This window comes from Pseudarthrobacter sp. SL88, from assembly GCF_026672455.1.
Taxonomy (GTDB): Bacteria; Actinomycetota; Actinomycetes; order Actinomycetales; family Micrococcaceae; genus Arthrobacter.
Genome location: NZ_JAPPRD010000001.1, coordinates 3,800,120 through 3,825,978 on the forward strand (window position 1 = coordinate 3,800,120; position 25,859 = coordinate 3,825,978).

The 25,859-nt window shown below is 66.9% G+C and carries 29 protein-coding genes; 20 read left to right on the plus strand and 9 right to left on the minus strand.

What is annotated here, in order from left to right; all coding sequences use genetic code 11:
• Positions 1–588 carry a TetR/AcrR family transcriptional regulator gene (locus OVA06_RS17235; RefSeq protein WP_056083080.1) on the plus strand — a complete coding sequence of 196 codons (588 nt, stop codon included), beginning with the start codon at positions 1–3 and terminating at the stop codon, positions 586–588.
• Positions 589–649: 61 nt separating this feature from the next.
• On the opposite strand, the gene OVA06_RS17240 is transcribed toward OVA06_RS17235, so the two are convergent.
• Positions 650–1,870 carry an ROK family transcriptional regulator gene (locus OVA06_RS17240; protein ID WP_268159968.1) on the minus strand — a complete coding sequence of 407 codons (1,221 nt, stop codon included), beginning with the start codon at positions 1,868–1,870 and terminating at the stop codon, positions 650–652.
• 193 nt (positions 1,871–2,063) lie between these two features.
• Here OVA06_RS17240 and OVA06_RS17245 point away from each other — a divergent pair, with 193 nt between their 5' ends.
• From OVA06_RS17245 to OVA06_RS17305, 13 genes are all read left to right on the plus strand, one after another.
• Positions 2,064–3,167: a Gfo/Idh/MocA family protein gene (locus OVA06_RS17245; RefSeq protein ID WP_268159970.1), complete on the plus strand. Its 1,104-nt coding sequence runs from the start codon at positions 2,064–2,066 to the stop codon at positions 3,165–3,167.
• Positions 3,164–3,991 carry a hypothetical protein gene (locus tag OVA06_RS17250; protein ID WP_268159972.1) on the plus strand — a complete coding sequence of 276 codons (828 nt, stop codon included), beginning with the start codon at positions 3,164–3,166 and terminating at the stop codon, positions 3,989–3,991. The genes OVA06_RS17245 and OVA06_RS17250 overlap by 4 nt, the downstream gene beginning before the upstream one ends.
• A 109-nt stretch (positions 3,992–4,100) precedes the next feature.
• Positions 4,101–5,426 (plus strand): ABC transporter substrate-binding protein, encoded by a 1,326-nt coding sequence (locus OVA06_RS17255; RefSeq protein ID WP_056083092.1) that lies wholly within the window; start codon positions 4,101–4,103, stop codon positions 5,424–5,426.
• A gap of 13 nt (positions 5,427–5,439) precedes the next feature.
• Positions 5,440–6,402, plus strand: a complete 963-nt coding sequence (locus tag OVA06_RS17260; RefSeq protein ID WP_261620417.1) for a carbohydrate ABC transporter permease — start codon at positions 5,440–5,442, stop codon at positions 6,400–6,402.
• Complete coding sequence (locus OVA06_RS17265) at positions 6,402–7,097, plus strand: carbohydrate ABC transporter permease (protein WP_268159974.1); 696 nt, start codon at positions 6,402–6,404, stop codon at positions 7,095–7,097. Before OVA06_RS17260 ends, OVA06_RS17265 begins: the two co-directional genes overlap by 1 nt.
• 5 nt (positions 7,098–7,102) lie before the next feature.
• Complete coding sequence (locus OVA06_RS17270) at positions 7,103–7,294, plus strand: hypothetical protein (protein ID WP_268159976.1); 192 nt, start codon at positions 7,103–7,105, stop codon at positions 7,292–7,294.
• 40 nt (positions 7,295–7,334) lie between these two features.
• Complete coding sequence (locus OVA06_RS17275) at positions 7,335–8,087, plus strand: sugar phosphate isomerase/epimerase family protein (RefSeq protein ID WP_268159978.1); 753 nt, start codon at positions 7,335–7,337, stop codon at positions 8,085–8,087.
• A complete protein-coding gene (locus OVA06_RS17280) occupies positions 8,084–9,205 on the plus strand; it encodes a Gfo/Idh/MocA family protein (protein WP_268159980.1) in 1,122 nt (373 codons plus the stop codon). Before OVA06_RS17275 ends, OVA06_RS17280 begins: the two co-directional genes overlap by 4 nt.
• Positions 9,206–9,236: 31 nt before the next feature.
• Entirely contained in the window at positions 9,237–10,448 is a 1,212-nt protein-coding gene (locus OVA06_RS17285; RefSeq protein WP_268159982.1) for a Gfo/Idh/MocA family protein, read from the plus strand.
• A 2-nt stretch (positions 10,449–10,450) separates the two neighbouring features.
• Positions 10,451–11,452, plus strand: coding sequence for a sugar phosphate isomerase/epimerase family protein (locus tag OVA06_RS17290; RefSeq protein ID WP_268159984.1), 1,002 nt, complete (start codon positions 10,451–10,453; stop codon positions 11,450–11,452).
• Between the two features lie 33 nt (positions 11,453–11,485).
• The gene (locus tag OVA06_RS17295) at positions 11,486–12,106 is read left to right on the plus strand and encodes a TolB family protein (protein ID WP_268159986.1); all 621 of its coding nucleotides are present in this window, start codon (positions 11,486–11,488) and stop codon (positions 12,104–12,106) included.
• Between the two features lie 9 nt (positions 12,107–12,115).
• The gene (locus tag OVA06_RS17300) at positions 12,116–12,367 is read left to right on the plus strand and encodes a hypothetical protein (protein WP_268159988.1); all 252 of its coding nucleotides are present in this window, start codon (positions 12,116–12,118) and stop codon (positions 12,365–12,367) included.
• Between the two features lie 3 nt (positions 12,368–12,370).
• Positions 12,371–13,384, plus strand: a complete 1,014-nt coding sequence (locus OVA06_RS17305) for a Gfo/Idh/MocA family protein (RefSeq protein WP_268159990.1) — start codon at positions 12,371–12,373, stop codon at positions 13,382–13,384.
• A gap of 75 nt (positions 13,385–13,459) precedes the next feature.
• On the opposite strand, the gene OVA06_RS17310 is transcribed toward OVA06_RS17305, so the two are convergent.
• On the minus strand, positions 13,460–13,816 hold the full coding sequence (locus tag OVA06_RS17310; RefSeq protein WP_268159992.1) for a hypothetical protein: 357 nt from the start codon (positions 13,814–13,816) through the stop codon (positions 13,460–13,462).
• A 43-nt stretch (positions 13,817–13,859) separates the two neighbouring features.
• Complete coding sequence (locus OVA06_RS17315) at positions 13,860–14,774, minus strand: SDR family oxidoreductase (protein ID WP_268159994.1); 915 nt, start codon at positions 14,772–14,774, stop codon at positions 13,860–13,862.
• A 211-nt stretch (positions 14,775–14,985) separates the two neighbouring features.
• On the opposite strand from OVA06_RS17315, the gene OVA06_RS17320 reads away from it, so the two are divergent.
• Genes OVA06_RS17320 through OVA06_RS17330 form a run of 3 tightly spaced genes read left to right on the plus strand, consistent with a single transcriptional unit; the run spans position 14,986 to position 16,570 of the window.
• Positions 14,986–15,498: a DUF6328 family protein gene (locus OVA06_RS17320; RefSeq protein WP_268159996.1), complete on the plus strand. Its 513-nt coding sequence runs from the start codon at positions 14,986–14,988 to the stop codon at positions 15,496–15,498.
• 32 nt (positions 15,499–15,530) lie between these two features.
• Positions 15,531–16,193: a DUF6766 family protein gene (locus tag OVA06_RS17325; RefSeq protein WP_268159998.1), complete on the plus strand. Its 663-nt coding sequence runs from the start codon at positions 15,531–15,533 to the stop codon at positions 16,191–16,193.
• A 41-nt stretch (positions 16,194–16,234) separates the two neighbouring features.
• Positions 16,235–16,570 carry a LuxR family transcriptional regulator gene (locus tag OVA06_RS17330; protein ID WP_268160000.1) on the plus strand — a complete coding sequence of 112 codons (336 nt, stop codon included), beginning with the start codon at positions 16,235–16,237 and terminating at the stop codon, positions 16,568–16,570.
• Between the two features lie 33 nt (positions 16,571–16,603).
• On the opposite strand, the gene OVA06_RS17335 is transcribed toward OVA06_RS17330, so the two are convergent.
• The 5 genes from OVA06_RS17335 to OVA06_RS17355 form a co-directional block, all read right to left on the minus strand.
• Positions 16,604–17,728 (minus strand): glycerate kinase, encoded by a 1,125-nt coding sequence (locus OVA06_RS17335; RefSeq protein WP_268160002.1) that lies wholly within the window; start codon positions 17,726–17,728, stop codon positions 16,604–16,606.
• A gap of 84 nt (positions 17,729–17,812) precedes the next feature.
• A complete protein-coding gene (locus OVA06_RS17340) occupies positions 17,813–18,622 on the minus strand; it encodes an SDR family oxidoreductase (RefSeq protein ID WP_268160004.1) in 810 nt (269 codons plus the stop codon).
• Positions 18,623–18,672: 50 nt separating this feature from the next.
• A complete protein-coding gene (locus OVA06_RS17345) occupies positions 18,673–19,125 on the minus strand; it encodes a hypothetical protein (protein WP_268160006.1) in 453 nt (150 codons plus the stop codon).
• Between the two features lie 504 nt (positions 19,126–19,629).
• Complete coding sequence (locus OVA06_RS17350) at positions 19,630–20,430, minus strand: class I SAM-dependent methyltransferase (protein WP_268160836.1); 801 nt, start codon at positions 20,428–20,430, stop codon at positions 19,630–19,632.
• Between the two features lie 146 nt (positions 20,431–20,576).
• Positions 20,577–20,951 (minus strand): DUF7793 family protein, encoded by a 375-nt coding sequence (locus OVA06_RS17355; RefSeq protein ID WP_056077110.1) that lies wholly within the window; start codon positions 20,949–20,951, stop codon positions 20,577–20,579.
• A gap of 76 nt (positions 20,952–21,027) precedes the next feature.
• On the opposite strand from OVA06_RS17355, the gene OVA06_RS17360 reads away from it, so the two are divergent.
• From OVA06_RS17360 to OVA06_RS17370, 3 genes are all read left to right on the plus strand, one after another.
• Entirely contained in the window at positions 21,028–22,719 is a 1,692-nt protein-coding gene (locus OVA06_RS17360) for an ATP-binding protein (RefSeq protein ID WP_442793565.1), read from the plus strand.
• Between the two features lie 20 nt (positions 22,720–22,739).
• Complete coding sequence (locus tag OVA06_RS17365; protein ID WP_268160011.1) at positions 22,740–24,281, plus strand: putative bifunctional diguanylate cyclase/phosphodiesterase; 1,542 nt, start codon at positions 22,740–22,742, stop codon at positions 24,279–24,281.
• Between the two features lie 164 nt (positions 24,282–24,445).
• Positions 24,446–25,504, plus strand: coding sequence for an EAL domain-containing protein (locus tag OVA06_RS17370; protein WP_056077114.1), 1,059 nt, complete (start codon positions 24,446–24,448; stop codon positions 25,502–25,504).
• A 9-nt stretch (positions 25,505–25,513) separates the two neighbouring features.
• On the opposite strand, the gene OVA06_RS17375 is transcribed toward OVA06_RS17370, so the two are convergent.
• Complete coding sequence (locus tag OVA06_RS17375; RefSeq protein ID WP_268160014.1) at positions 25,514–25,759, minus strand: DUF6480 family protein; 246 nt, start codon at positions 25,757–25,759, stop codon at positions 25,514–25,516.
• Between the last annotated feature and the right edge of the window lie 100 nt (positions 25,760–25,859).

A 25,859-nucleotide genomic window follows, 5' to 3' on the forward strand; every position in this document is an offset into this window, starting at 1 on the left:
GTGACCCCGAACAAGCCGCGCGGACCGTACGCCAAGGGAGCGGAACGCCGCGAACAGATCATCCAGACCGCCACCGACGTCTTCGCCACCGACGGATTTGAGGGCACCGCCCTCAAGCGGGTGGCCGAGCTGGTGGGCGTCAAAGAGGCCACCCTGTTCCACTACTTCAGCGGCAAGCAGGAGCTGCTGACCGCGGTCCTTGCCGAGCGGGACAGGCGCGGGCTTGCGGACACTCCGGCGAAGGAGGCCGGGCTGGCACTGATGGCGCCAATTGCCGCCAGGAACCGGACACAGCCGGGGCTCACCACGCTCTACGCGGTGGCATCGGCCACGGCCAGCAACCCGGGGCATGATTCCCACGGCTACTTCCAGGAGCGGTTCGCCTCCGTGGTCCGCTCCCTGGAGGACGATATCCGGGAACGGCAGGCGGCCGGCGGGGTCAGGTCCGATGTTTCCGCCACCGACCTGGCGAGGCTGGTGGTGGCGGTGTCCGACGGGCTGCAGCTGCAGTGGCTCTATGACAAGGACGTGGACATGGCGGACGGGCTCGCCACCTTCATCGACGTCCTCCTCAAGCCGCCCGCCTGATCTTCTCCGGCGAGCCGGGTGATCCAGCCAAGTTTTCAAGCCAGTGATCCAGCCGGGCGGCCTAGCCGGCGATGGCGTTGCCCGCGAGGGTGGCTTCGATAACCGCCGGGGAAAGCACGTGCTGGGTGACCATCTGGCTGGCCCCCAGGATCGCCGCCTGGCCGCCGGCCATGGAAATGCCGATGCGCAGGTGCGTGGTGGCCAGCGGCAGGGACCGCCGGTACACCACTTCGCGGATGCCGGCCACCAGGTGCTCGCCGGCCTCCCCCACGCTCCCGCCGATCACGATCATGGACGGATTCAGCAGGTTGACCACTGTGGCCAGCACATCTCCGACGTCCCGGCCGGCCTGGCGCAGCGCCTGGATGGCCTGCAGGTTCCCTTCGGCCACCAGCCGCAGGACGTCGCCGCCGGTTTTGGCTTCCAGCCCGTGGGACCGGAGCTGGTGCGCGACGGCGGGACCTGACGCGAGCGCCTCCAGGCACCCGTAGTTGCCGCAGCGGCACAGGACGTCGTCGCCGCGGGGGACGCGGACGTGGCCAAGGTCGCCGGCGGTGCCGTTGGCGCCGCGCTGCAGCTCGCCGCTGCTGATGATGCCGGCACCGATTCCCGTGGCCACCTTGATGAAGAGGAAGTTCTGGTGCTCGGGCCAGTGCGCGGTGCGTTCACCGAGCGCCATGATGTTCACGTCGTTGTCCACCAGGACGGGGACAGGCAGCTGCCGCTGGACGTACGGGACGACGTCGAACCCGTCCCAGCCGGGCATGATGGGCGGCTTGACGGGGCGTCCGGTGTCATGTTCAACGGGGCCCGGAAGTCCGATGCCGACGCCTGCGAGGTCGCCCGGCTCGCGTCCCGATTCGGCCAGGAGTTCCTTGCCGGCGGAGATCACGCGGCCCAGGACAACAGCCGGGCCGTCCGCCACCTCCTGCGCAAACCGGCGTTCGCCGAGGATGCTGCCACCCAAGTCGGTAACGGCAACTATCACATGGGTAGCGCCGACATCGACCGCCAGCACCACGCGGGCCTCGGGCTTGAAGGCGAAGCGCGACGGCGGCCTGCCGCCGCTGGAATTCGCCTCGCCGGCCGGGCCCACGAGGCCGGAGCCGATGAGGGCATCAATGCGGGACGCCACGGTGGACCTGGCAAGACCGCTGGTAAGGGCCAGCTCGGCACGGGTCCGCGCCTGGCCGTCACGAAGAAGCTGGAAAAGGTCACCAGCGCGCGAAAGGTTGCCGGCGTCGGCATCCCTTGCAGGCAATTTTCCTGAGGCTGGAGTCATGTACAAGTCATAACACGCAGACTTGGCACTGTCACGAATGCAGAAGATTGATTCGCCGCAAACAACTTTTGCTTGACTCTCGTCAAAAGTAGTCCTAGGTTGTGACGAGGAGCACATCGCCCTTGCCGATACGGCAGATCGACGGCATCGATCAACCTCCGCATCCGAGTCCGCCTACAAAGAGGTAACCGACTTGCCAAGCCAGACAACGCCCGCCGGAAAGCCCCTTGGGGTCGGCATCCTGGGCGCCGGTCCTGTCACCCAGGCCATCCACCTACCGGCCCTTGCCCGGCTCCGCGACATCCTCGAAGTACGCCACATCATGGATGTAGATGAGTCTGTGGCCGCATCCGTCGCCGCCCGCGTCGGTGCCACGTCCAGCAGCAGCATGGACGCCCTGCTTGGCGACAACACCGTGGACATCGTTGCCATCTGCAGCCCACACCAGTTCCACGCCGACCAGGTCATCGCCGCCTGCCGCGCCGGCAAGAAAGCCGTGCTGTGCGAAAAGCCGTTCGCCATGAATGCCGGAGAGGCCGCCCGCATCTCCGAAGTCAGCGCCGAAACGGGTGTTCCCATCGTGGTGGGTGCCATGCACACCTTCGATCCGGGCTGGCTCGCAGCAGAAGGGCACTGGGAAGACCTCCCGGAGACGGCGCACACCATCCGCTCCTCCATCGTGCTTCCGCCCAACGCCCGCTTCGAAGACTTCGCCACGGAGATTGTGGCGCGCCCCGCCGCCGGTACACCCGACTACTCGGACGTCGACGTCATCAAATCCATGATGCAGGGCGGGATCATGGGGCTCGCCATCCACGACCTCCCCCTGGTCCGCCGGTTCACCCCAGACTTCAACGACATCCAGGTGCTGCAGGCCCGGCACGTCCGCCCCTTCGGCTACGCCATTTCACTGCGCACTCCCACCCGCACCATCGAACTGCGGGCCGCCATGAACAGCACCTGGCAGCCTGAGTGGAGCTTCGAGGCCATTTCCGACCACAGCGCGCTGCGGATCGATTTCACGCCCTCCTACGTCCAGGCAGGTTCCGCCACCGCCACCTTCAGCCGGGGCACAGAAACCACCACCCTCGGTCCCTACAGCCACAACGGCTACGAGGGCGAATGGCGCGAACTGGCAGAACTTGCGCGCGGGACCAAACAGCCGCCGTCCGCACAGACCCTGATCGATGACCTCACCTTCGCGCTGGCCATCGCGGACGCCACCGTGGACAGCGTCGCCGCCGACCACGCCCGCCGGCCCGGCGGGATTGCCGCAACCGCAGGAGCGTCAGCATGAGCGCCACCTACTCCGTCACGGCAGCCCCCGGCGCCGAGGAGGCGGGCGCCGTCGCCCTGGCCGTGGCGTCACTGCCCGCAACCTTCGGCCCGGCGGCAGGCGGTTCCGCCACCCCGGACGTCGCCGCCATCGCCGGCGGACCGGGCTGGACCGCCGAGGCCCTGCACGCCATCGAAGCCGGCAGCCGCGGGGTGATGGTGGTCAACCCCGTCCCCGAGGACACCGCCCAGTTGTCCGCTGACACCGAAGCCGCGGGCACCGCCGTCGTCCTGGACCTGCGCTGGGCCTCCAACCCGGCACTGGTCTCGCAGGACGGCGGCCCGGATGCCCGGGAGGCATTCCGGAGTGCGCTGGGCACGGCGGCCATGCTGGACAGCGTCGCCACGGGCGCACCCGGCACAGACCCGCAGCGGCTCCTCGGAGAGCACCTCGCCGCGCTCCTGGAAGTGGCCGGAACGCTCGACGCCGTGTCCCTGCTTCAGAGCGGCGCCACCGGTTACACCTTCAGCGGAAGGCTCGCCAACGGCGCCCCGATGTCCGCCCACGGCGTGCTGACCGCGGCCCGTCCCGCCGGCGTCGACATCCGCCTGTACACGGCCGACGGCGGCGTCAGCGTCCGGCTGCCCGAGCCGGCCGCCGCCTGGCCCGCCGAAGTCCGGGTCACCGGGCCGCACGGCGGACTATTGCTGCCCACCCTGTATGAATCGGCCCACCGGACGGCGTGGCGCCGCCTCAAGGAGCACCTCACAGCCGGCACCCGGCCGGACGACCTCACCCGGTTCGCCCGGCTGACCGCCCTCTACGCAACCTTCGCTGACACGTAACCAACCCCTTCGATACGCAACCAACCAGCAGTCCAGTCCCACCTCCACTCTCAACGATGAGCAGGACCGCACCACAACGCAGCGCGCGGCGGTCCCGAAAGGACACACCATGAACGCAAACACCCACCAGAACCGCTCCTTCTCCCGCCGCGGCTTCCTGGGCCTGACAGCCGCGGCCGCATCCGTTCCCCTGCTGGCGGCCTGCGGCGGAGGATCGGCAAGCCAGGGCGGCGGAGGAGGCGCCGCGGGAACCGTCAAGTTCTGGGATATGCCGTGGGCCACCCCCGCGTACAACGACGCCGCCAAGGGGATCGCAGAAGGTTTCTCCGGTGCGAACGGCGGCAAGGCGTCCTACCAGATCATCCAGTGGGCCAACTTCTACCAGACCTTCTCCTCCGCCATCGCCTCCAAGACCGGCCCGGCGGTTTCCACCGGCGGCGGCTTCCAGGCGTTCCAGTTCGAGCAGCAGGGCCAGATTGCCTACGCAGACAAGGTCATCGACAAGCTCAAGTCCAACGGCCAGTTCGACGATTTCCTTCCGGGCGTGCTGGACCCGTTCAAGTCGGACAAGGGCTACGTGGCGGTGCCCTGGCAGCTGGACATGCGCGTCTTCTGGTACCGCAAGTCCCTGTTCGAGAAGGCCAACGTGGCCCTGCCCACGGACTGGCCGTCCCTCCTGGAGGCCGGCAAGGCGCTGAAGAAGGTAGGCGCCTTCGGCTTCACCACGGGTGCCGGCGCCGGCAACAACTACGCCAACCACTCCATGATCATGATGATGGTCAACAACGGCGGCGGCGTGTTCAACAAGGACGGCGAGCTGGACCTGCTCAACGACCGCAACGTCGAGGCCATGGAATTCGTCCTGGAACTGGTCTCCAACGGCATCGTGGACCCGGCAGCGGTCAGCTACACCACGGACAACATGTCCGCCCAATGGAAGGACGGCAAGGCCGGCTACGGCCTCTTCCAGGTCAACGTCCCGCAGCGCGTGGGCGACACCTCCGGCGACCTGCTCGTGGCGGATCCCATCACCGGCCCGCACGGCGACAAGGCCACCATCGTGTTCCCGAACAACATCATGATGTACACCAACACCCCGTCGCAGGACGCGTCCGAGGAATTCCTGGTGTACTACCTTGGCCAGCTCAAGCAGCTGTGGCAGAAGAAGCTCATGTCCGCCCTCCCGGTCTTCAAGTCAATCACCGAGATCCCCGAGTTCGCCGACGATCCCAACAATGTCAAGATCGTCAAGGACTGGCAGCCGATCGCGAAGACCTTCGCCTCGCAGGGCAACACCCTGAACGCCAACCTCGCAGCACTCGACGGCGGGCAGGCACTGAACCAGTTCAGCCAGACCATCATCACCGGCAAGTCCGACGCCAAGTCCGCGCTGCAGGCCTTCCAGTCCGGCCTCGAATCCGTCCTGAAGAAGTAGGACAGGGCCCCTCATGTCCAGTACCACAGCACAGTCCGGCCTGGCCCGGGCCCGCCGGGGACTCGCCCCCGGCGGGTCCGGGACGGTTCCCGGGAAGCGCAAGAGCAAGCTCTCGGCACAGGCCACCAGGACGTTCTTCTGGCTCCTGCTCCCGTCCGTCGTCCTGCTCGTCCTCATTCATGGCTACCCGCTGGTTTACGCGGCCGTCCAGGCCACCCATGACGGAAACCTGCTGCAGACCGGAAACTTCATCGGCGGGGAAAACTTCGCCACTGTCCTGACCTCGCCGGCGTTCTGGAAAGCAGCCCAGTTCACCCTCTGGTTCACCATTGTGGGTGTCTTTGGCTCCTGGCTGGTGGGGTTGGGCCTGGCCCTGCTCCTGCGCACCAAGATCCCCGCCGGCAACACGTTCAAGGTCCTCCTGCTCCTGCCCTGGGTGGTGCCCATCGTGGTCTCCTCCACGGCCTGGAACTGGCTGGTGGCCACCCCTGACAGCCTCATCCCCTCCATGTTCCGCAACCTCGGGCTGGGTACTCCACTGTTCCTGGCCGATCCCACGCTGGCCTCCATTACGGTGATGGTGTTCAAGGTCTGGGTGTCCTTCCCCTTCATGATGATGATGACCTCCGCGGCGCTGGCCTCGGTGGATGAAACCGTCTACGAGGCAGCCAGCATGGACGGTGCCAGCCGCTGGCAGCAGTTCACCCAGATCACCCTGCCGCTGATCGCGCGATCCACCTATATCAGCTGGATCCTGATGACCATCTTCTGCGTCAACGACTTCCCCACGATTTACCTGCTCACCGGCGGCGGACCCGTCAGCGCCACCACCTCACTGGTGGTCCTGGCCTACCGCACCGTCTTCCAGGACTTCGCAACCGGCCCCGGCGTGGCCATCGCCTTCCTCATGACCATGACCCTGGTGGTCATCTCCGTCATCCTGTACCGCCAGATCCGAAAGTCGAGCGTCGAATAATGAGTGCTGTCCTCCACGCCCACCCGGAATCCGGCCCCGCACTCGGAATCGACGAGGGCAAACCACGCAGGGTACTCTCCGAAGCCGGCATGCGCGGCCGCTGGTGGCGGTTCGTCCTGATCCTCGCCATCACCGCCGTTGTGCTGGTTCCCATCCTGGTCACCGTGATCCTGGCGTTCACCCCCGGACCGAACAGCACCGCCACCGGCCTGACCTTCGAAAACCTCAGCAACGTCTTCTCCAAGACCCTGGCTGCCACCTGGCTCAAGAACAGCCTCATCACCACACTGGCAACCGTGCTGGTGTCCGTGGCGGTGGCCGCCCCGGCCGGCTATGTCCTGTCCCGCGGCCGGTCCAAGGCAGTCTCCGGCTACTCGCTGCTCCTGTTCGTCATGCAGTCCCTGCCCATCATCACCTCCGTGGTGCCGCTGTTCATCCTGTTCGCAGGGATGGGCCTGGTGGACAACCTCATGGGCCTGACCATCATCTACGTGGGCTCCACCATGACTGTGGCCACCTGGATGATGGCCGCCTACTTCGATTCGATCCCCATCAGCCTGGAAGAAGCGTCCTGGATCGACGGCTGCTCAGTCTTCGGCTCCTTCACCAAGGTGGTGCTGCGCAACTCCCTCCCGGGCGTGCTCTCTCCACCGCAATCTTTGCCTTCCTCCTGGCCTGGAACGACTACCTGGTAGCCATCGTGTTCCTGCGCTCCAACGAAATCTTCACCCTTCCCATGGGCGTGCAGTCCTTCTTCCAGCAGAACGCCACGGACTGGACTTCCGTGATGGCCCTCGCCGTGGTCATGATGCTCCCGCCCGTCATTGTCTTCGCCACCCTGAACAAGTACTTCAGCGTCGGCGGCATCGGCGGATCCCTCGCCGGCCGCTAGCCTGCCAACAACGTCACCAACCATCCCCGATAGGAATCCCATGTCTTATTCACTCCAGCTCTACACCCTGCGCAACGCCATCGCCGAGGACCTGCCCGGCACCATCAAAAAGGTTGCCGAGATCGGCTTCACCCAGGTCGAGCCTTACAACTTCGTGGCCACGGCCAAGGAACTTGGTGCCGCGCTGAAGGAGAACGGCCTCACCGCACCCTCCGGCCATGCGCCGCTGCTGTCCCAGGACCAGGACGAAATCTTTACGGCGGCGAAGGAACTGGGCATCAGCACCGTCATCGATCCCTTCCTGCCCGCCGAGCACTGGCAGGACGCCGAAACCATCCAGGCCACCGCCGCCAAACTCAACGCCGCAGCGAAGAAGGGCGCCGAATACGGCATCACCGTGGGATATCACAACCACGCCTGGGAACTGCAGTCCAGCATCGAGGGACGGACCGCGCTGGAGTACTTCGAATCCTTGCTGGACCCGGAGCTGGTCCTGGAAGTGGACACCTACTGGGTGGCCGTGGGCGGCCAGGACCCCGTGGATATCCTCACCAAGCTCGGAGACCGGGTGAAGTTCATCCACATCAAGGACGGCAACCTGACCACGGACACCAAGGCCCAGCAGCCCGCCGGGCAGGGCAGGGTCCCCGTCCTGGACGTGATCGCCGCCGCAAAGTCCCTCGAAGTCGGCGTGGTGGAATTCGACGACTACTCCGGCGACATCTTCGACGGCATCACCCAGAGCCTCGCCTTCCTCAACAACAACACCGCCACCGAAGGAGCCAAGGCATGAACTTCACCCCTTCCACCCGCAAAGGGCCGGTTGGCGTTGCAGTTATCGGCGCGGGCAACATCTCCAAGCAGTACCTGGACAACCTCACGGTCTTCCCGGACCTGAAAGTCCTGGTCATCACCGACCTCTTCGAAGACGCCGCCGAGGCCCGTGCCAAGGAATACGGCATCCCCGAATGGGGCGGCCCGGAAAAGGCGCTGAACCACCCCGACGTCGAAATCATCGTCAACCTCACTATCCCCGCCGCCCACGTCGAGGTGGCCACCTCAGCGGTCAACGCCGGCAAGCACGTCTGGACCGAAAAGCCCTTCTCCCTGGACCGCGAATCCGGGCTGGGCCTGCTCAAGGCAGCCGACGCTGCGGGGATCCGGCTCGGCACCGCTCCGGACACGTTCCTGGGCGCCGGGATCCAGAGCGCACTGCGGCTCATCCAGCGCGGCGACATCGGCACCCCACTGACCGCCATGACTACCTTCCAGACCCCCGGCCCGGAATCCTGGCACCCCAACCCGGCGTTCCTCTTCCAGCACGGCGCCGGCCCCTTGTTCGACATGGGACCGTACTACCTCACCACCCTGGTCCAGGCCTTCGGCTCGATCCGCAAAGTGGCCGCCGTCGGGTCCAAGGCCAAGGAAGTCCGCGTCATCGGTTCCGGGCCCAAAGCGGGCGAGGAATTCACCGTAGAGGTCCCCACCCACGTCTCAGCGATGGCGCAGTTCGAATCCGGCGCCTCCTCGCACAGCGTCTTCTCCTTCGAATCCCCCCGGGCCCGGATGGGATTCGTGGAGATCACCGGCACGGAAGCCACCATCTCCCTGCCTGACCCCAACTACTTCACCGGTGACATCAGGCTCTGGCGCGCCGGTGACGAAGACTGGACCACCATTCCCGCCACCGGCCCTGCCAACGGCCGCGGCATGGGTGCCCTGGACATGGCCCGCGCCATCCGCGCCGGCGTGCCGCACCGCGCCACCGGCGACCTCGCCTACCACGTGCTGGACAGCATGGTCTCGATCTCCGAATCCATCGACTCCGGAACCTTCGTGAACGTCGAAAGCTCAGCTCCCGTTTCCACAGCCCTCCCCGAGGACTGGGCCCCGGAAACCGCAACTCTCTAGCTCAGCCAGCAGGAAGCAGCAGGAACACGCCATGACCACTCCCGCACACCCAACCGCAACCCCGGCTCCCCCATCCCTCGGTGTGGCCGCCATCGGCTACGCCTTCATGGGGAAGGCCCATTCGAATGCGTGGCGGAACGTGGCCAGTTTCTTCGACGTCCCGGCCTTCGAGCAGAAAGTGCTCGTGGGCCGGGATGCCACCGCCGTGGCCGAGGCCGCAGCCAAATACGGCTGGGCCGAGTCGGCCACCGACTGGCGTGAAGTCATCCAACGCGACGACATCCACATCGTTGATATCTGCGCCCCCGGCTGGATGCACGCCGAAATCGCCATTGCAGCACTCGAAGCCGGCAAGCACGTGCTGGTCGAAAAACCCCTCGCCAACACCCTTGCCGAAGCCGAACTCATGACCGCCGCCGCCGCCAAAGCCCGCGCCCGGGGCGTCCAGTCCATGATCGGCTTCAACTACCGCCGCGTCCCCGCCCTCGCCCTGGCCAAGGAACTCATCGCCGAAGGCCGGTTAGGCACCGTCCGGCACGTCCGCGCCGCCTACCTCCAGGACTGGCTCGCCGACGACCAATCGCCCATGACCTGGCGGCTCCGCAAGGAAACCGCCGGCTCCGGCGCCCTTGGAGACATCGCCTCCCACGCCATCGACCAGGTCCTCTACCTCCTGGGCGACCAGGTCACGGAGGTCACCGGCCGGCTCCACACGTTCGTTCCGCAGCGCCCCGGCGGCGATGCTGCCGGGGAAGCGCTGGAGGACGTCACGGTCGACGACGCCGCCTGGGCCACGCTGTCCCTCGCCTCCGGGGCCATCGCCTCGGTGGAGGTCTCCAGGGTGGCGACGGGCCAGAAGAACAGCCTCAAACTCGAGATCTACGGCGACCAGGGCACCATCCTGTTCGACCTCGAAAACCTCAACGAACTCGGGTTCCTGGACGCCACCGCCCCGGTGCGGGAGCAGGGATTCCGCCGGATCCTGGTCAACGAACCCGAGCACCCCTACCTCGAAGCGTGGTGGCCGCAGGGCCATATCATCGGCTGGGAACACACCTTCACCCACCAGGTCCGCGACTTCCTCACCGCCATCCAGGACCAAACCCCGCCCTCGCCGTCGTTCGAGGAAGGACTGAACGTGCAGTACATCCTCAACGCCGTGGAGGAATCCGCCGCGGCGAAGAGCGCCCTGATCCAGCTTCCGGGCACCTCCCCGGAGACCAGCCCCACCGAAGGAGCCTGACCATGCCCCGCCCGTTTACCCTGTTTACCGGCCAGTGGGCCGACCTTCCCCTCGAGGAAGTCGCCAGGCTTGCCTCCGGCTGGGGCTACGACGGCCTCGAAATCGCCGTCTCCGGAGACCACCTGGACGCCTGGCGCGTGGACGAACCCGGCTACGTCGAGTCCAAGCTCGAACTCCTGGACAAGTACAACCTCAAAGTCTGGGCCATCTCCAACCACCTCAAGGGCCAGGCCGTCTGCGATGACCCCATCGACTTCCGCCACGAAGCCATCGTCGGCTCGCGCGTCTGGGGCGACGGGGACCCCGAAGGCGTCCGCCAGCGCGCCGCCGAGGAACTCAAGCACACCGCCCGGCTCGCCCGCGCGCTGGGCGTGGACACCGTCGTCGGGTTCACCGGCTCCTCCATCTGGCAGTACGTCGCCATGTTCCCGCCCGTCCCGGAAAAGATCATCGACGCCGGCTACCAGGACTTCGCGGACCGCTGGAACCCCATCCTGGACGTCTTCGACGACAACGGCGTCCGCTTCGCCCACGAAGTCCACCCCTCCGAGATCGCCTACGACTACTGGACCACCGTCCGCACCCTCGAAGCGATCGGCCACCGCGAAGCGTTCGGCCTGAACTGGGACCCCTCCCACATGATGTGGCAGGGCATCGACCCCGTGTCCTTCATCTGGGACTTCAAGGACCGGATCTACCACGTGGACTGCAAGGACACCAAGATCCGCCAGACCGGCCGGAACACCGTCCTCGGTTCCCACCTGGCCTGGGGCGACCCCCGCCGCGGCTGGGACTTCGTCTCCGCCGGCCGCGGCGACGTCCCCTGGGAAGCGTCCTTCCGGGCGCTGGCCGCCATCGGCTACGACGGGCCCATCTCCGTCGAATGGGAAGACGCCGGCATGGACCGCCTCCACGGCGCCCCCGAAGCCCTCGCCGCCCTCAGGAAATACGACTTCCCCGCCTCCCAGACCAGCTTCGACGCCGCCTTCAGCAGCAAGGACTGAGTACCGCCGGACCACCGGCCCGAAAGCAGGCATGTGAACCGCACCCTCCAACCCGGGCAGCGCAGCGAAGTATGGATCGCCTCCGTCACCGGGGAATCAGAGCTGCTGTATTCCACCGGCGAAGTGCTGCTCGAGGCCCCCAACTGGACCCTCGACGGCAGTTCGCTGGTGCTCAACGGGGACGGGAAGCTCTGGACCCTGGAGATCGCCGCGGCAACTCTTGCCCACGTTCCCCTCCGTGGCGCCCGGGACTTGAATAACGACCATGTCCTGGCGCCCGACGGCAGGACCATCTTCTGTTCCGCGAACGACGGCCACATCTACCGGGCCGCGCTCACCGGCGGCACGGCGGAGCAGGTCACCACGGAGGACGGCACCTTCCATTTCCTGCACGGCGTCAGCCCGGACGGAACCGCACTGGCGTACGTAGGCATCGAAGCAGGCGATTTGACGAAGCCCGGCAGGCTGATGACCATGGCGTCCGACGGCGGTGCTGCCGCGGCTTTGAGCGTGGACAGCCACTGCGACGGGCCGGAGTACTCACCGGACGGTTCCTGGCTGTACTTCAACACGGAGGCGTTCACGGGGCGGCCGGGGCACGCCCAGCTCGCACGCATACGTGTTGACGGAACAGGGCTGGAGCAGCTCCTGTAGTCCGGAACGGTGGACTGGTTCCCGCACCTGTCCCCCAACGGCGCCTTCGCGGCGTACCTCCGCTTCCCCGGCGGAACCCAAGGCCACCCCGCGGACCTTCCGGTCGCCGTCGTCCTCGTGTCCACCACTGCATGGGACCGGCCGCTCCATACGTGGCCCCTCTTTGGCGGCCAAGGTACGCTCAACGTCAACAGCTGGTGGCCCGATTCCGGCCGCTTCGCCTACATGGCATACCCCTTCCCTGATTCTGCAAAGGACTGACGCGTGACCAACAGCAACGGAACCTCCGACGGCCGCCTCCGGTGGGGCATCCTGGGGACTGGCTTCATCGCCGGACTGCAGGTCCCGGACCTGCAGGAGAACGGCTTCACCGTCCAGGCCGTGGGCTCCCGCACGGAGGAGTCCAGCAAGGCGTTCGCCGACGGGCACGGCATTTCCACCGCCCACGGGAGCTACGAGGACCTGGTGGCCGATCCGGACGTGGACGTTGTCTACGTCGCCACTCCGCACCCGTTCCACCACGCCAATGCCCTGATGGCGCTCAACGCCGGCAAACACGTGCTGGTGGAGAAGGCCTTCACCATCAACGCCCGCGAGGCGCAGGAGATTGTGGACCTCGCAGCGGCCAAGGGCCTGGTGGTACTGGAGGCCATGTGGACGAGGTTCCTTCCCCACATGGCCCGGATCCGCGAGATCATTGGCCAGGGAACCATCGGCGAAGTCCGCAAGGTGCTGGCGAGCCACAACCAGGACCTGCCCAAGGATCCTGCCCACCGGCTGAACGACCCCGCCCTCGGTGGCGGAGCGCTGCTGGACCTGGGAATCTATCCCATCTCCTTCGCGTTCGACATCCTGGGCGCGCCGCAGCGGATCCTGGCCAGTGCGTCGAAGACTGGCACCGGGGTGGACCGCCAGACGTCGGCGATCTTCGAGTATGCAGGGGGTGCGCAGGCGATCGTTGACTGTGAGCTCGACGCCGCGAGCGCCAACCGGGCCCTGGTGATCGGAACGGAAGGCTGGATCGACATCGAGTCCACCTGGTACAACCCTGTTCCGTTTACGGTGTTCGACGCCGCAGGAAACATGGTGGAACGGTTTGAGCAGCCGGTCAACGGCCGCGGGATGCAATACCAGGCCGCTGAGCTGGAGCGCCTGGCGGGCGCCGGCGCCACCGCCGGGAGCCTTCTTCCCCCCACCGAAACCGTGTCCATCATGGCGGCCATGGATGAGATCCGCCGCCAGATCGGGTTGGAGTACGACGCCGACACCCGGCCCTGACAGGGGACGGCAAGGGCCCCTGCCGCAGCTCCCTTAGGAAGGAGCGGCAGGGGCCCGTGCACCGAAGCGGTGCTGCTAGCCGGCGTTGAACTCTTCGCCGCCGTCGTCCTTGGGCGACTTCTCCTGCGGAAGGTCGTTGCCGCTGCCGTCCGGGACGCCCGCTGCTTCCTGCCCCGGCTCCGAGGAAGTGGGCGCCGACCCCTTGGAGTCGTCGTTGTTCTCGTCGATTTCGGCGGCGCTGGAGGGCAGGTCGACGTCGCGGGCCACCTGCTCCTCTCCGCCGGACTGCGGTTCGTTGGTGGCCGCGCCCTGGCCGCCCTGTGAACCCTGGGGGGCCTGCTGGTCCTGCCCGCCCATTTCCTGCTCAGCGGTTGGAGTGCCGTAGCCGCCCGGGTCGGTCTCGGGTGCAGCGTGCTGGTTGTCCTGCGTCATGGTTCCTCCTGTTTGCGTTGCGGTTGTTTCGGTGTGAAGTGGGCTAGAGGCCCTTGCCCCCGGTTACCGGGAGTACTGCCCCGGAAATGTAGGAGCCGTCCTCGGAGGCGAGCAGCACATAGGCCGCTGCCAGTTCGGCGGGTTGGCCGGCGCGCCCCAAGGGTGTGTCCTGGCCGAAGGACGGCAGCTTGTCCGGCCACTCGGTGGCCGGAATCAGCGGAGTCCAGATGGGGCCGGGCGCAACGGCGTTGACCCGGATCCCCTTGGGCCCCAGTTCCTGGGCCAGCGCCTTGGTGAAGGCCACCTGGGCTGCCTTGGTCATGGCGTAGTCGATCAGGCCAGGCGACGGGTTGAAGGCCTGGATCGATGCCGTGGTGATGATGGAGGCGCCTGCCTTCAGGTGCGGAACGGCCGCCCGCGCCGTCCAGAGCAGCGAATACAGGTTGGTCTTGAACACCCTGTCGAACTCTTCGGTGGGCAGCGACTCGAGGCTGTCCCGGTTCTTTTGGTAGGCCGCGTTCAGCACCACCACATCCAGGCGGCCAAATTCGCTGGCGGACTCATCCGCGATCCGGGTGCTGAATTCCTCTTCGCGCCCGTCGCCGGGGAACAGCAGGGCGCGGCGCCCCGCCTTGCGGATCCATTCCGCGGTGTCCTGGGCATCGTCCTCCTCTTCCGGGAGGTAGGAAATGGCGACGTCGGCCCCCTCGCGGGCGAAGGCGATGGCCACGGCCTTGCCGATTCCGGAGTCACCGCCGGTGATCAGGGCTGCCTTGCCTTCGAGCTTTCCATTGCCCTCATAGGACGCTTCGCCATGGTCCGGCTTGGGATCCATGGGTGCGGTCAGGCCGGGCTGCTTCTGTTCCTGTTCGGGGAACGGCCCCGAATGGTAGCCGCCCCGAGGGTCCTTGGGCTGGTCTGTCTGCTTGCCTGTGTCCTGCTTGTCTGTGCCGCTCATAGTCCGCCTACTCAGTTGTCGGTTTCCGAAGAGCTTCGCCGGAATACCGGCTCTTCGAAGCTATCCCCCACGAAGGAACCAAGTCCACCGTTCAGAACCAATAATCAGTAAACTTATCAAATACTGGTGTTGGCGCAACGTTGCCTTGTTTCTGGGTAGGTAAAGAGCAGGAAGGGAACAGGGCGGCTGGCCGGGATTGGAGGACGCAGCAATGTCAGAGGTGGAGGATTACACCGGCAGGACCGGGCGGAATGAAACCCGCGAGGAACAGCTGGACCGCAACTGGGCCGAGCTGCTGCAGGAGTTGCGTGTGCTGCAGACCGGGGTGCAGATCCTCGCCGGATTCCTGCTGACGCTCCCCTTCCAGTCACGATTCGAGGACCTGGACGATTTCCAGGTCACCCTGTACCTCGCGAACGTGGTGGTCGCCGCCCTGACCACCGCTTTCATCCTTCTCCCCGTCAGCGTCCACCGCCGGCTGTTCCGGAAGCGGCTGAAGGAAACGCTGGTCTCCAGCGCGGACTCCATCACCAAGATCGCGCTTGGCGGGATCGCCCTCCTCAGCGCCGGGACCGCCGCGCTGGTCTTCGACGTCACCGCCGGACGGCAGGCCGGCCTGACCGCCGGAGGGGCGCTGATGGCGGTGATGGTGGTCCTGTTGGTCTATGTCCCCATCCATCTCAACCGGAAGGCCGACGCCGGCAAACTCGACCGGAAGCTGTAGGCGACCGGAAACTCTAGGGAACGGAGTAGGAAATGCGCAAATGGGCTAAAGAGCACGGGCTGCTCCTGGCAAATTTGGCCCTCTTCCTGGTGTTCTTCGGAGGCATGATCCTGTCAGGGGCTTCCTCCTACAGCGAAGACCAACAGGCTCACGGGGAACCGGCCGTAACAGTAGTCCAGTTCCTGGGCAGCGGAGAATTCCTGGAGGCCACCTTCGAAAACTGGGAGTCAGAGTTCCTGCAGATGGCCATGTACGTGGTGCTGACCATCTTCCTGTTCCAGAAGGGTTCCTCGGAGTCGAAACCCCTGGACAAAAAAGCGCCGCAGGACGAAGACCCCCGCCACGCCGCCATCAGGAAGGCAACGCCCTGGCCAGTGAAACGCGGCGGGGTCGCCCTCGGGTTCTATAAGCACTCGCTGTCCATCCTCCTGTTCGTGCTGTTCCTGGCTTCCTTCACCATGCATGGCGTGGGCGGCGCGGAGGCGTACAGCGAGGACCAGCAAAGCCATGGCCAGCCCGCCGTCACCTTCCTGCAATACCTGGGCACCAGCCGCTTCTGGTTCGAGTCCTTCCAGAACTGGCAAAGCGAATTCCTTGCCGTCGCCGTCCTGGTGGGCGCCTCCGTCTACCTGCGGGAGAAGGGCTCCCCGGAGTCCAAGCCTGTAGCTGAACCGCATTACGAGACCGGCGCCTGAGCTCCACCACGCCTTAAACCTGTCCACTACGAGAGGAACACATGAGAACCGCACTGAAATCAGTCCTGCTCGCCCTGCTTCTCCTGGCCGCCCCCGCGCTCTCAGCCGGCGCGGCCTCGGCCACCCCGGCGCCGGCCGCCGCTACCGCGGTGGTTGGATTCAGCCCCGCAGCCGCAATGCCGGCGGGAAACACTCCCACCCCGTCGCCCGGTGACACGTCGTCCACCGGCCCGGCCAACCCCGGAACCGGAGAATCGACGCAGAACGAATCCACGCGCGTGAACTATGCGCCCTGGGTTATCGGCGGCATCGTGGTGGTGGTACTGATCGCGGTGCTGATCTGGAGCCGGCGCCGCAACAAGCCTTTCGTCGGCTGATCCACGCACCCGCCTGCGCTTGGCAGAGGGGGACTAAGCCCCTTCGAGGACCTGGCTGGTTGCCCAGGTGAGGTATTTGCCGGCGTTGGCAATGGCGTCTTCCGGGCTTGAGGCAACGTCCAGCAACTGGGCCGCCGCAACCACGCCGTGCCCGGTGAGGTCCTCGAGGGTCACCAGGATCCGTCCGGCCACCACAATGACGGGGATGCCACGTTCGCGGGCAGCCTCGGCAAGCGCGATGGGCGCCTTGCCGGTCAGCGACTGGGAATCCATGGACCCTTCGCCCGTGATCACCAGGTCTGCGCCGGCCAGCTCGCCTGCCAGGCCGGTCAGGCCGGCCACCAGCGCGAAGCCGCCTTCCAGCGTGGCGTCGGTGTAAGCGAGGAACGACGCCGGGAAGCCGCCGGCGGCGCCGGCGCCGGGGACGTTCACGTCCCGGCCTGTCGCCTCCCGCAGGACTGACGCCCAGTTGCGGAGGCCGGCGTCGAGCAGTTCAACGGCGTCATCGTCCGCGCCCTTCTGCGGTGAGAAGACGTGCGCGGCGCCGGTGGGCCCGTAGAGCGGGTTGCGGACATCCACGGCGATCCGGAAAGTGGTGGCAGGCAGCCGGGGATCGAGTCCGCTGGCGTCGAGCGAGACGACGTCGGCAAGCGAGCCGCCGCCGAGCGGCACCACGTTGCCGGCCGAGTCGAGCGGTTTGAGGCCCAGCGCACGCAGGGCGCCGCTGCCGCCGTCGCTCATGGCCGAGCCGCCCAGGCCGAGCACGATCTCGGTGGCACCTGCCTCCAGCGCTGCCGCGATGAGCTGGCCGCAGCCGTAGCTGTGGGCACGGAGCGCGTTTTCCGGCGTGGGCTCCATCTCCGCCAGGCCGGAGGCCTGTGCCGTCTCGATCACCGCGGTGACCTTGCCGGCGTCGTCCTTGCGGATGGCCCACGCGGCACCCAGCGGAGCGAGGATGGGACCCACCACGGCGTTGAGACGCTCTTCGTAGCCTGCTGCAACGGCCGCCTCCAGGGTTCCCTCGCCCCCGTCGGCAATGGGGAACTGGGTGGCCACGGCGTCCGGGTACACGCGGAGGGCGCCTTCCGCGATAGCCGCGGCCGCCTCAGCCGCGGTGAGTGAACCCTTGAACTTGTCCGGAGCGATCAGAATGCGCATCCGCCCATCATGCCAGCCCCGCGCCGGAAAGCGCTTGCCCAATCCGTCATACGGACAGTGGCGGCACTGCCACCGCGGGAAAGCTCAGCCCTGCCGCCAGTCGTGGCCGGTCAGATGGGACCCCGCCTGCGGCCCCATCTGCAGCATGCCGCCGTCCACCGCCCAGGAGGCACCGTTGACATAGCTGGCAGCAGGCGAGGCAAGGAAAGCGATGACCGCGGCAACCTCGCGGGCATCTCCGGGCCGGCCCAACGGAACTCCCGGCCGGTCCTTCGACGCCGGATCCTCGTTTTCCTGGCCTGTCATGGGGGTGGCAATCTCGCCGGGCGCCACGGAGTTGGCGGTGATGCCATGCTCGGCGAGCTCGAGGGCCAGCGTCTTCATGAGGCCGCCCAGCCCGTGCTTGGAGGCATCGTACGCGGCGGCGCCGACGCGCGGCTGGAATTCGTGCACGCTGGTGACGGCGATGAGGCGGCCACCCCTGCCGGCGCTGACCATGCGCCGGGCGGCCGCCTGCAGGCACACGAATGCTCCGTTGAGGTTGGTGTCCAGTGTCCGCATCCACGTGTCCACGTCCAGGTCAAGGAACTTGGTGCCATCACCGGCGCCGGCGTTGTTCACGAAGACGTCCACGCCGCCAAGCCCGTCAGCCAGTTCATTGACGGCCGCCGCGGCGCCCTGGAAGTCCGAGGTGTCGAGCTGCCGGACCAAGGCCTTTCGGCCCAGGGCACGGACCTCGTCGGCAGTGCCGTCGGCTCCGGCTTTGTCCGAGTGCCAGGTGACGCCGACGTCCAGCCCTGCCTGGGCCAGGGCCACCGCCGTGGCCTTGCCGATTCCGGAATCTGATCCGGTGACGATCGCGGTGGCGGGTATGAACAGGCTGGTGTCCTGCATGCGGCGGCCTTTCGGTGAGGGGTTGGCGGTCCTGCCGGACGGGCGCACTGTCAGGCGGGCCGGCGCAGTTCCTGCGGCGTGTACCCTTCGTCTGAGCGGCCGCCCGGAGCATCGGAGACGTCCGCTGTGTCGGCGTCGTCCCGGGTGTCCGGAACGGCCATCAGGGGGACGGCAAAGGTGACCACGGGGCGCGCTCCGGCGTCGTCAGCGGAGCGGATGGTAAGGCTCCTGGTGCCGGGCGGCACGGAGGGTGTGAAGATCTGGAGGTTCCGCGATCCCAGCGTGGCCGAGTCCTGAAGGGTGTATTCGGTTCCGAAGTGGTCCTGGAGGATGATGCGGGGCTGCGGGCCGCCGTCGGCAGCCATCTGGATGGTGACCACCAGGCCGGTGGCCCAGATCTCGACGGACAGGACGGTGAACGCCGTTGCGTCGGTGATGTGCCGGCCGTACGTGGGCGGCAGGAGCATCCCGAGGAGGGTGCCGGAGGGAATTATTTCTCGCATGGTTTTTTCCTGTGGGTCTTGCGTCCGCTGCCGCCGGATCGGCCCGGAAGGGTATCCCGGTGCTGCCTGTGCAGGGATGCGGGTGCGGCTTGGGCGCTTCCCGGGCCGGGTTTTCCGTCCTGGGAGTGGTTGCCTTTCGCTGCGCGGTTCCTGGTTGATGAAGGTGGGCCTGCCGTTTCGGTGGACTGGAAAGCCCCTCTAGGCAGGAATGGCGAGACTTTGCAATTCCGCCGCTGAAATCAATGCGGAGTGCTCCCGGCAGCCGCCGCGGCGTACTGTCCTGCATCTCCGCCACCTGTTGCGCATCGCGTTCCCCCTGCCATACGTTGGCCGCCCTTTCTTTGGGCCTCAACAGCCCCAGCTGCGTGATAAGTCTACTTACCATCAAGCCTCCGGTGGCTGGCGGCTGTCAAGGGGATGGCGGGGTTTCGGCGGGAACCCACAACTCCGGCGGCACGCACAGCGCTGGCACACCCGCGCGCGGAGGGCTATCTGTTGGCCCCGTCAGTGGCGCGTTTCCCCCGGGTGCTGCCGGGTCTCTCCGGATGGGCGCCGCGGGCGCAGGGCGGCCACATAGCCAGGCACCCGGCTTTGGCTCTCGACGCCGGTGACGGGGTTGATTTCGATGGCGGCGGAGCCCTCCTCCAGCAACTCCCAGGACGCAGGCGGCAGGGCGCGCGAGCGCTCCTTCGGGCCGAAGTGGCCGGGCATCGGCAGCCCGCGGATGGCCCGCTCCAGCGGAGCGGGGATGCTGCGCCGCGTGGCGCCCAGATGGGTCACGTACTCCACGGGGTTCCCCTGGAAATTGGTTTCCGCCAGGAACACCGTCCCCCGGTCCCCTGCCAGGACCCGCAGGTTTTCGGCCAGGGCCACTTGGTCTTCCGGCGACAGGACGTGCAGCACACCGCGGACAAAGACGTTGGCCGGCACGTCCACCAGGCCGGCACCGGCCCCGGGCGCCGTCATGTCGCGGACCTCAAAACGGACGTTGCCCGGGTTGCCGGGCTCCGCTGCAGCGCGGGCGGCCGCGTGCGCCGAAATGTCCACGCCGATGGCCTGCGGAAAATGCGCAGCGAGGGCACGCGTGAAGCTGCCGTGGCCGCATCCCACATCCACCACCGGCAGCCCGGTATCAAGGCGGCGGAGGATGAGGTCCCGGTAGCCACGGAACTCATGGTCGGTTCCGGCGTCCCAGAGCACCTCGCCGCCCGGCCCGGTAGCCGTGATCCCGGCCCAGTAGCGGTCCCAGGCGAGCGGCCGGTCCTTGGGTGCGGAACGGGACAGCCGGATAAGCCTGGGAAGCATCAGGTACTTCCGCCAGCTGGTCTTCACGGATTTTGCGGGGGTAGGCACGTGCCAAATATATGTCCTGAAGCCACTTCAGCCGCCGGACGTGCGGTGTCGGCGCGGCCGCATACCGGGCCGGACGCCGCCCAAGGCAGCGGTATGAGTCAGGCGTCGCGGACCAACCAGGCCATCGCTTCGGTCCGGGACGTGAAGAACCGCGTGGGGCACGGCAGCCTGCTCACGCCCAAGGCGAAGTTGGCCATGACCTTGTCCACGGGCGATGAGCCCAGGAGCGCAATCCGGGACGCCTGGCACGGCCGGCCAAACACGGCCCGGGCGCCGCGGCTGACCTTCTCGGTGGTGGCCATGTCCACCAGCATCGGACGCCGGGTGGACCCGCACATCTCATTGACCCGGCCCATGGCGCTCTCGGCGTCGGCCTCGCTGATCGATGCCCCGCGCGGCCATCGCAGCTGCAGGATCCCGCCCTCATCGAGGCTGAGGTCCCCTTTGACATGCTCCGCCGGCTGATGCGTCACTTTGTCCTCCCCCGCGATCTTTCTGGAGCCCCATGCCCCTCGTCCCCCTACAATGTACTCAACTGGGAGGGAAGGGGTGGTTGTGGCGTCTGACACGCCCGAAGTTTCGAGCGCGCCCCGCACCGTCGTCGTAGCGGACCCCGATGCCGCGAGGCTGGCTCAGAACACTTCGGCCCTCCGGAGTGCCGGCTACGCAGCGCACGCCGCCGGCGATGCCGCGAGCCTGGCCGGGCTTCTGGCGGAAGGCGAGCCGGCAGCCATCATCACGGACGCCACGCTGCTGCCCGGCCTCGAGACCGAGGCGCCCCTGCTGGTCATGGTCGACCTGGACGATCCCCTGCAAACATCCGTGCAGCCGCCGGGTATCCACGACTGCATCACCAAGCCAACCTCACAGCGGGAGCTGGTGCACCGCACCACGGCCCTGATCGACCAGGTGGCACGCCGCCGGGCGTCGAGGCAGGACGCCGAGGCCCTCCGCGAGCAGCTCCGCCTGGTGTCGGCCGCCGTACGCGCCACCAACGATCCCCGGGAAATTGCGCGCTGCGTGGTCGAGGGATTCGGCCGGACCTTCAAGGCGGACCACGTCCGGCTGGAAACCTTCGAGGACAACCGCGTTCCGCGCATCACCGCCGCGTGGGACAGCGACGGGCTGGAGCCATTGTCCGACGACGACCTGCCGGACGAGGATTCCGCGCGGCGGACCGCGGACCTGCTGTGGGCCGGCGCCGAGACCCTGTCCACGGATGCCGGGGACGCTGACGACGCCGAGCCCGCCCGGGTACGCGCCGACGGCGGGCACGCAGCGGACGGCGAGGCCCCGGCGTCGGGCATCTCAAACGCGGCATCAACGCTGGCGGTGCCCATGGGCGAGGGAAGCTCCTCACTGGGCATCATCTGGATTGCGTCGCTGGACAAACCGCGGAAATGGTCGCGTGCCGAACTCGGGCTCATCCAGCACGTTGCGGGCAACGCGGCCCACGGCCTGATCCAGAGCCACCTGATCAGCAGCCAGCAGCAGGTAGTGAAGCAGCTGCAGCAGCTGGACAAGGCGAAGACAGATTTCCTGGCCACCGTGAACCACGAGCTCCGGACACCGCTGACATCCATCATGGCCTACCTGGACATGATCCAGGAGAGCACCGAACAGCCCGGCTCGGCCGAGATCCACCAGATGCTGGACATTGTGGTCCGCAACACCGAGCGGCTGCGCACCCTCATCGAGGACATGCTCAGCGTCTCCCGCAACGGCCTCGACGACACCCTGATGCACCTGACCCCGGTCCGCCTCGGCCAGACCCTGGATTTGGTGGCCTCGGCGCTGCGGCCGCTGGCAAAACTGCAGAACGTGACCATCGCGCTGGATCCGGTTCCGGAGGACCCGGAGATCCTGGCCGACGAAATCCAGCTGCAGCAGGTCTTCACCAACCTGGTCTCCAACGCCATCAAGTTCACCCCCAGCGGCGGGCGCATCGAGGTGGGCAGTGAATCCCACGCAGCTGCGGACGGCAGCCGCTGGGCCACTGTCCGGGTTGCCGATAACGGCATCGGCATTTCCAGTGACGAGATCGACCATGTGTTCACCCGGTTCTACCGGGCGTCCAACGCCATGTCCGGTGCCATCCCGGGGACCGGACTGGGCCTGGCCATCACCAAGGACATCGTGGCCCGCCACGGTGGGACGATTGATGTGGCCTCCACTCTGGGCGCGGGGACCACTGTCACGGTCAGCCTCCCCCTCGATGCAGACCGCACCCAGTCCAACTGAGCAGGGGAAGGAAGAATCCGATGTTCGCGGATAACGATCCCCGGCTCAGCCAACTGCTGGACCACATAGTCCGGATCGCATCGGGTGACCTGGGCTCACGGGTTGAGGTCTCCCCTGCCCGCGATGAGCTGGACGCGATCATCATGGGCACCAATTTGCTGGCGGAAGACCTCCAGATCATTTACGAGGAACTGGAACAGCGCGTGCAGGTCCGCACCCAGATGCTGCACGAGGCACACCTCAAGATGCAGAAGATGGCCATGCAGGACCCGCTGACCGGGCTTGCCAACCGGTCGGCGCTGATCGACGCGCTCCGGGCCGCGCTGGATGCGGACACAGCAGCCGGGGAAGGGCCCGTGATCCTCCTGATGGACCTGGACGCGTTCAAGTCCATCAACGACTCCATGGGGCACACTGCCGGTGACCAGGTGCTCATCACGGTGGGCCAGCGGGTGCGGAACGCTGTGCGGGCCACTGACGTGGTGGCGAGGCTGGGCGGAGATGAATTCGCCATCGTGATGCCCGCCGTCGCCCCTGACCAGGCGGCCATCGTGGGGCACCGGATCCTGGCGGCGCTGGGCGAACCCATCGAACTGCCGGGCAAGAGCGTGCGCTGCGGGGCCAGCATCGGGTTGAGCGTCGGCTCGCCGGGCCAGACTCCGGAAGAGATGCTGATGGAAGCCGACGTGGCCATGTACGCCTCGAAGGCCGAAGGGCAAAACCGGCTGCACCGGTTCGAACCCGGGCTGCTGCTGGTCCGCCGGCTCCGCAGCCAGCTGGTGGAAGACCTGCGGGCGGCCATCAGGAACGATGGCCTGATGCTGTACTACCAGCCGGTGGTGGACCTGGTGTCCCGCCGGTTGGAGGGCGTGGAAGCCCTGGTCCGCTGGAACCACCCCACCCGGGGGTTCATCATGCCGGATGAGTTCATTCCGCTGGCCGAAGAAGCCGGCCTGATTTCGGAGCTGGGCAACTGGGTCCTCCGCACCGCCGTGCAGCAGCTGCGCGCCTGGATCGACGCTGCACTGGTGGACGGCGACTTCTCGGTCCGGATCAACATTTCCGCCACGGACCTGCAAAGCCTGCAGTTCATCGAGGACGTCAGGAACGTCCTCCGGGAGACGGGCGTCAAGCCTGAACAGGTGGTCCTCGAACTGACGGAAGTGGCCATCGTGAAAGGCAACGAGCTGGACCGCTACTCCCTGGCCGGGCTCCGCGGGCTTGGGGTGGGAATCGAGATTGACGATTTCGGCACGGGCTACTCGTCCATCAGCTACCTCCGGCGCCTGCCTGTGGACCGGGTCAAGGTGGACCGGTCGCTGATTTCCGGTTTGGGGACTGATCCGAGCCAGCCGGCACTGGTGGCAGCCGTCCTCCAGCTGGTCCGCGCCTGCGGCCTGGAGGCCGTCTGGGAAGGCGTTGAAACGGCAGAGCAGGCGGACATTCTGCGGGAACTCGGCTGCCTGAGTGCGCAGGGCTACTTCTTCAGCAGGCCCGTTCCGGCGGACGATATCCCCGCATTGCTCGCTGACCAGCAGGAAAGCGCTCACCGGCAGCCGTGAAAGTACTGCCTTTTTCACCCCACCCGATATACGATCATCGTGCGGGGGACGGTTTTCCGGCACCGCGGAAATCCGCCGTTGTCAGCACCAAACGTTAAGGCGTTCTAGAAATTGAACATAAATGGGCCAATGGGTCATTACTTCGTCAACTGGGGGCGTAGCTAATGTCGGTTCGTGTACAGGCATGGGGAATCATCGCCGCGGTCCTGGCGGACACCGATCCGTCCGGAGCCGCGGTCCGCCAGCGCCTCAGCAACAGCCTCGACGAGAATCCGGGCGTACCCGAGCGGGCGCTGCTGGAGTACCTGCTCGAGACCCGTCGCAGTGACGCCAACACCGAAGAGACGCTCGAGAGCGCGCGGCAGATGCGCCTGGCCCCGAACTCCATGCCGCCGAAGTTCGCGGAGCAGTTGGACGCCATCCGCAGCGTGTCCCGGATCAGCGCACTCCTGGAAAACCAGATGCTGATGACGGCGTTCCAGCCCATCTACGGGCTGGCCAACAAGAGCGTGGTGGGAGTGGAGGCGCTCTCGCGGTTCGTCAGCGACGACGGCGCCGCCGCCGAACTCTGGTTCGCGGAGGCAGCCGCAGTAGGCCTCGGCGCAAACCTTGAGTTCTCGGCGCTGGGTTCTGCTGCCGCCGCGGCGAGGGACCTTCCCACGGACCTGTACGTCTCCCTCAACATTTCGCCCACGTCCTGCCTGGACCCCCGGCTGCCGGAGCTGTTCGCGCACATCGACCTCCCCATCGACCGGGTGGTCCTCGAACTGACCGAAACCATCCCGGATGAGGAGTATGCGCAGTTCATCGCCGCCATTAATCCGCTCCGGGACAAGGGACTGCGAATCGCCATCGACGACACGCACTCCGGCGCCGGGGCACTGAGCCGCATGGTGCACCTGCGGCCGGACTTCCTCAAGGTTGGCCGGGACGTCTTCGGCAACGTGGACAATGACGGCCTCCAGCGGGCGCTGACCACCTGCCTGGTGGACTTCACGGACCAGATCGGCACCACCCTGGTGGCGGAGGGCATCGAAACCGTGGGCGAACTGAAGGTCCTGACGGAACTGGGCATCGACGCCGGGCAGGGGTACCTGCTGGGCAGGCCGTCCGTCCGCCCGCAGGACTGGGCGTCCTGGAACACCCGGCAGGACGCTGACGGCCTCAACCGCCAGCTGGCCGAGCCCGCCGGGCGCAGTCCGCAGGAAACCGAGCCCGCCTAGGCCACCTGCCTACTCGGAGTGGCCCTGGTCCCTGCTCATCTGGCCTTCGGCTGGCGGGGTCTCCCCCGGCGGCACTCCACCGCCGGGCTCAAGCCCGGTGATGTTGCCTTCGGCCGGGTCCGGGTTGGGCGAGTCCGCTGCTTCCGTGCTGCGCTGTTTCCCGAGGTCGTCCCGGGCCGCGCCGACGTCATTGGCACGGTCTTTGCCCGGCTTGTCCGGGTTGGCGGGGTCATTCTCCGGATGGTAGGTGCTCACGGTCCTTCGTCCTTCCGTTCGGGCTGCGGTCGGATGCCCCAGCTCTGGACTAATTGTAAGCATGCTGATAATTCTGGAAGGGTAGGGCCGGGCGGCCAGT

Excerpts from the sequence above, each read along its gene's own strand:
- OVA06_RS17325 (WP_268159998.1), top strand. The coding sequence starts at position 15,531 with ATGCGCAAATGGGCTAAAGAGCACGGGCTGCTCCTGGCAAATTTGGCC.
- OVA06_RS17260 (WP_261620417.1), top strand. The coding sequence starts at position 5,440 with ATGTCCAGTACCACAGCACAGTCCGGCCTGGCCCGGGCCCGCCGGGGA.
- OVA06_RS17240 (WP_268159968.1), bottom strand. The coding sequence starts at position 1,870 with ATGACTCCAGCCTCAGGAAAATTGCCTGCAAGGGATGCCGACGCCGGC.
- OVA06_RS17330 (WP_268160000.1), top strand. The coding sequence starts at position 16,235 with ATGAGAACCGCACTGAAATCAGTCCTGCTCGCCCTGCTTCTCCTGGCC.
- OVA06_RS17290 (WP_268159984.1), top strand. The coding sequence starts at position 10,451 with ATGCCCCGCCCGTTTACCCTGTTTACCGGCCAGTGGGCCGACCTTCCC.
- OVA06_RS17275 (WP_268159978.1), top strand. The coding sequence starts at position 7,335 with ATGTCTTATTCACTCCAGCTCTACACCCTGCGCAACGCCATCGCCGAG.
- OVA06_RS17350 (WP_268160836.1), bottom strand. The coding sequence starts at position 20,430 with ATGCTTCCCAGGCTTATCCGGCTGTCCCGTTCCGCACCCAAGGACCGG.
- OVA06_RS17370 (WP_056077114.1), top strand. The coding sequence starts at position 24,446 with ATGTCGGTTCGTGTACAGGCATGGGGAATCATCGCCGCGGTCCTGGCG.
- OVA06_RS17310 (WP_268159992.1), bottom strand. The coding sequence starts at position 13,816 with ATGACGCAGGACAACCAGCACGCTGCACCCGAGACCGACCCGGGCGGC.
- OVA06_RS17340 (WP_268160004.1), bottom strand. The coding sequence starts at position 18,622 with ATGCAGGACACCAGCCTGTTCATACCCGCCACCGCGATCGTCACCGGA.
- OVA06_RS17320 (WP_268159996.1), top strand. The coding sequence starts at position 14,986 with ATGTCAGAGGTGGAGGATTACACCGGCAGGACCGGGCGGAATGAAACC.
- OVA06_RS17280 (WP_268159980.1), top strand. The coding sequence starts at position 8,084 with ATGAACTTCACCCCTTCCACCCGCAAAGGGCCGGTTGGCGTTGCAGTT.
- OVA06_RS17345 (WP_268160006.1), bottom strand. The coding sequence starts at position 19,125 with ATGCGAGAAATAATTCCCTCCGGCACCCTCCTCGGGATGCTCCTGCCG.
- OVA06_RS17315 (WP_268159994.1), bottom strand. The coding sequence starts at position 14,774 with ATGAGCGGCACAGACAAGCAGGACACAGGCAAGCAGACAGACCAGCCC.
- OVA06_RS17255 (WP_056083092.1), top strand. The coding sequence starts at position 4,101 with ATGAACGCAAACACCCACCAGAACCGCTCCTTCTCCCGCCGCGGCTTC.
- OVA06_RS17250 (WP_268159972.1), top strand. The coding sequence starts at position 3,164 with ATGAGCGCCACCTACTCCGTCACGGCAGCCCCCGGCGCCGAGGAGGCG.
- OVA06_RS17335 (WP_268160002.1), bottom strand. The coding sequence starts at position 17,728 with ATGCGCATTCTGATCGCTCCGGACAAGTTCAAGGGTTCACTCACCGCG.
- OVA06_RS17285 (WP_268159982.1), top strand. The coding sequence starts at position 9,237 with ATGACCACTCCCGCACACCCAACCGCAACCCCGGCTCCCCCATCCCTC.
- OVA06_RS17365 (WP_268160011.1), top strand. The coding sequence starts at position 22,740 with ATGTTCGCGGATAACGATCCCCGGCTCAGCCAACTGCTGGACCACATA.
- OVA06_RS17265 (WP_268159974.1), top strand. The coding sequence starts at position 6,402 with ATGAGTGCTGTCCTCCACGCCCACCCGGAATCCGGCCCCGCACTCGGA.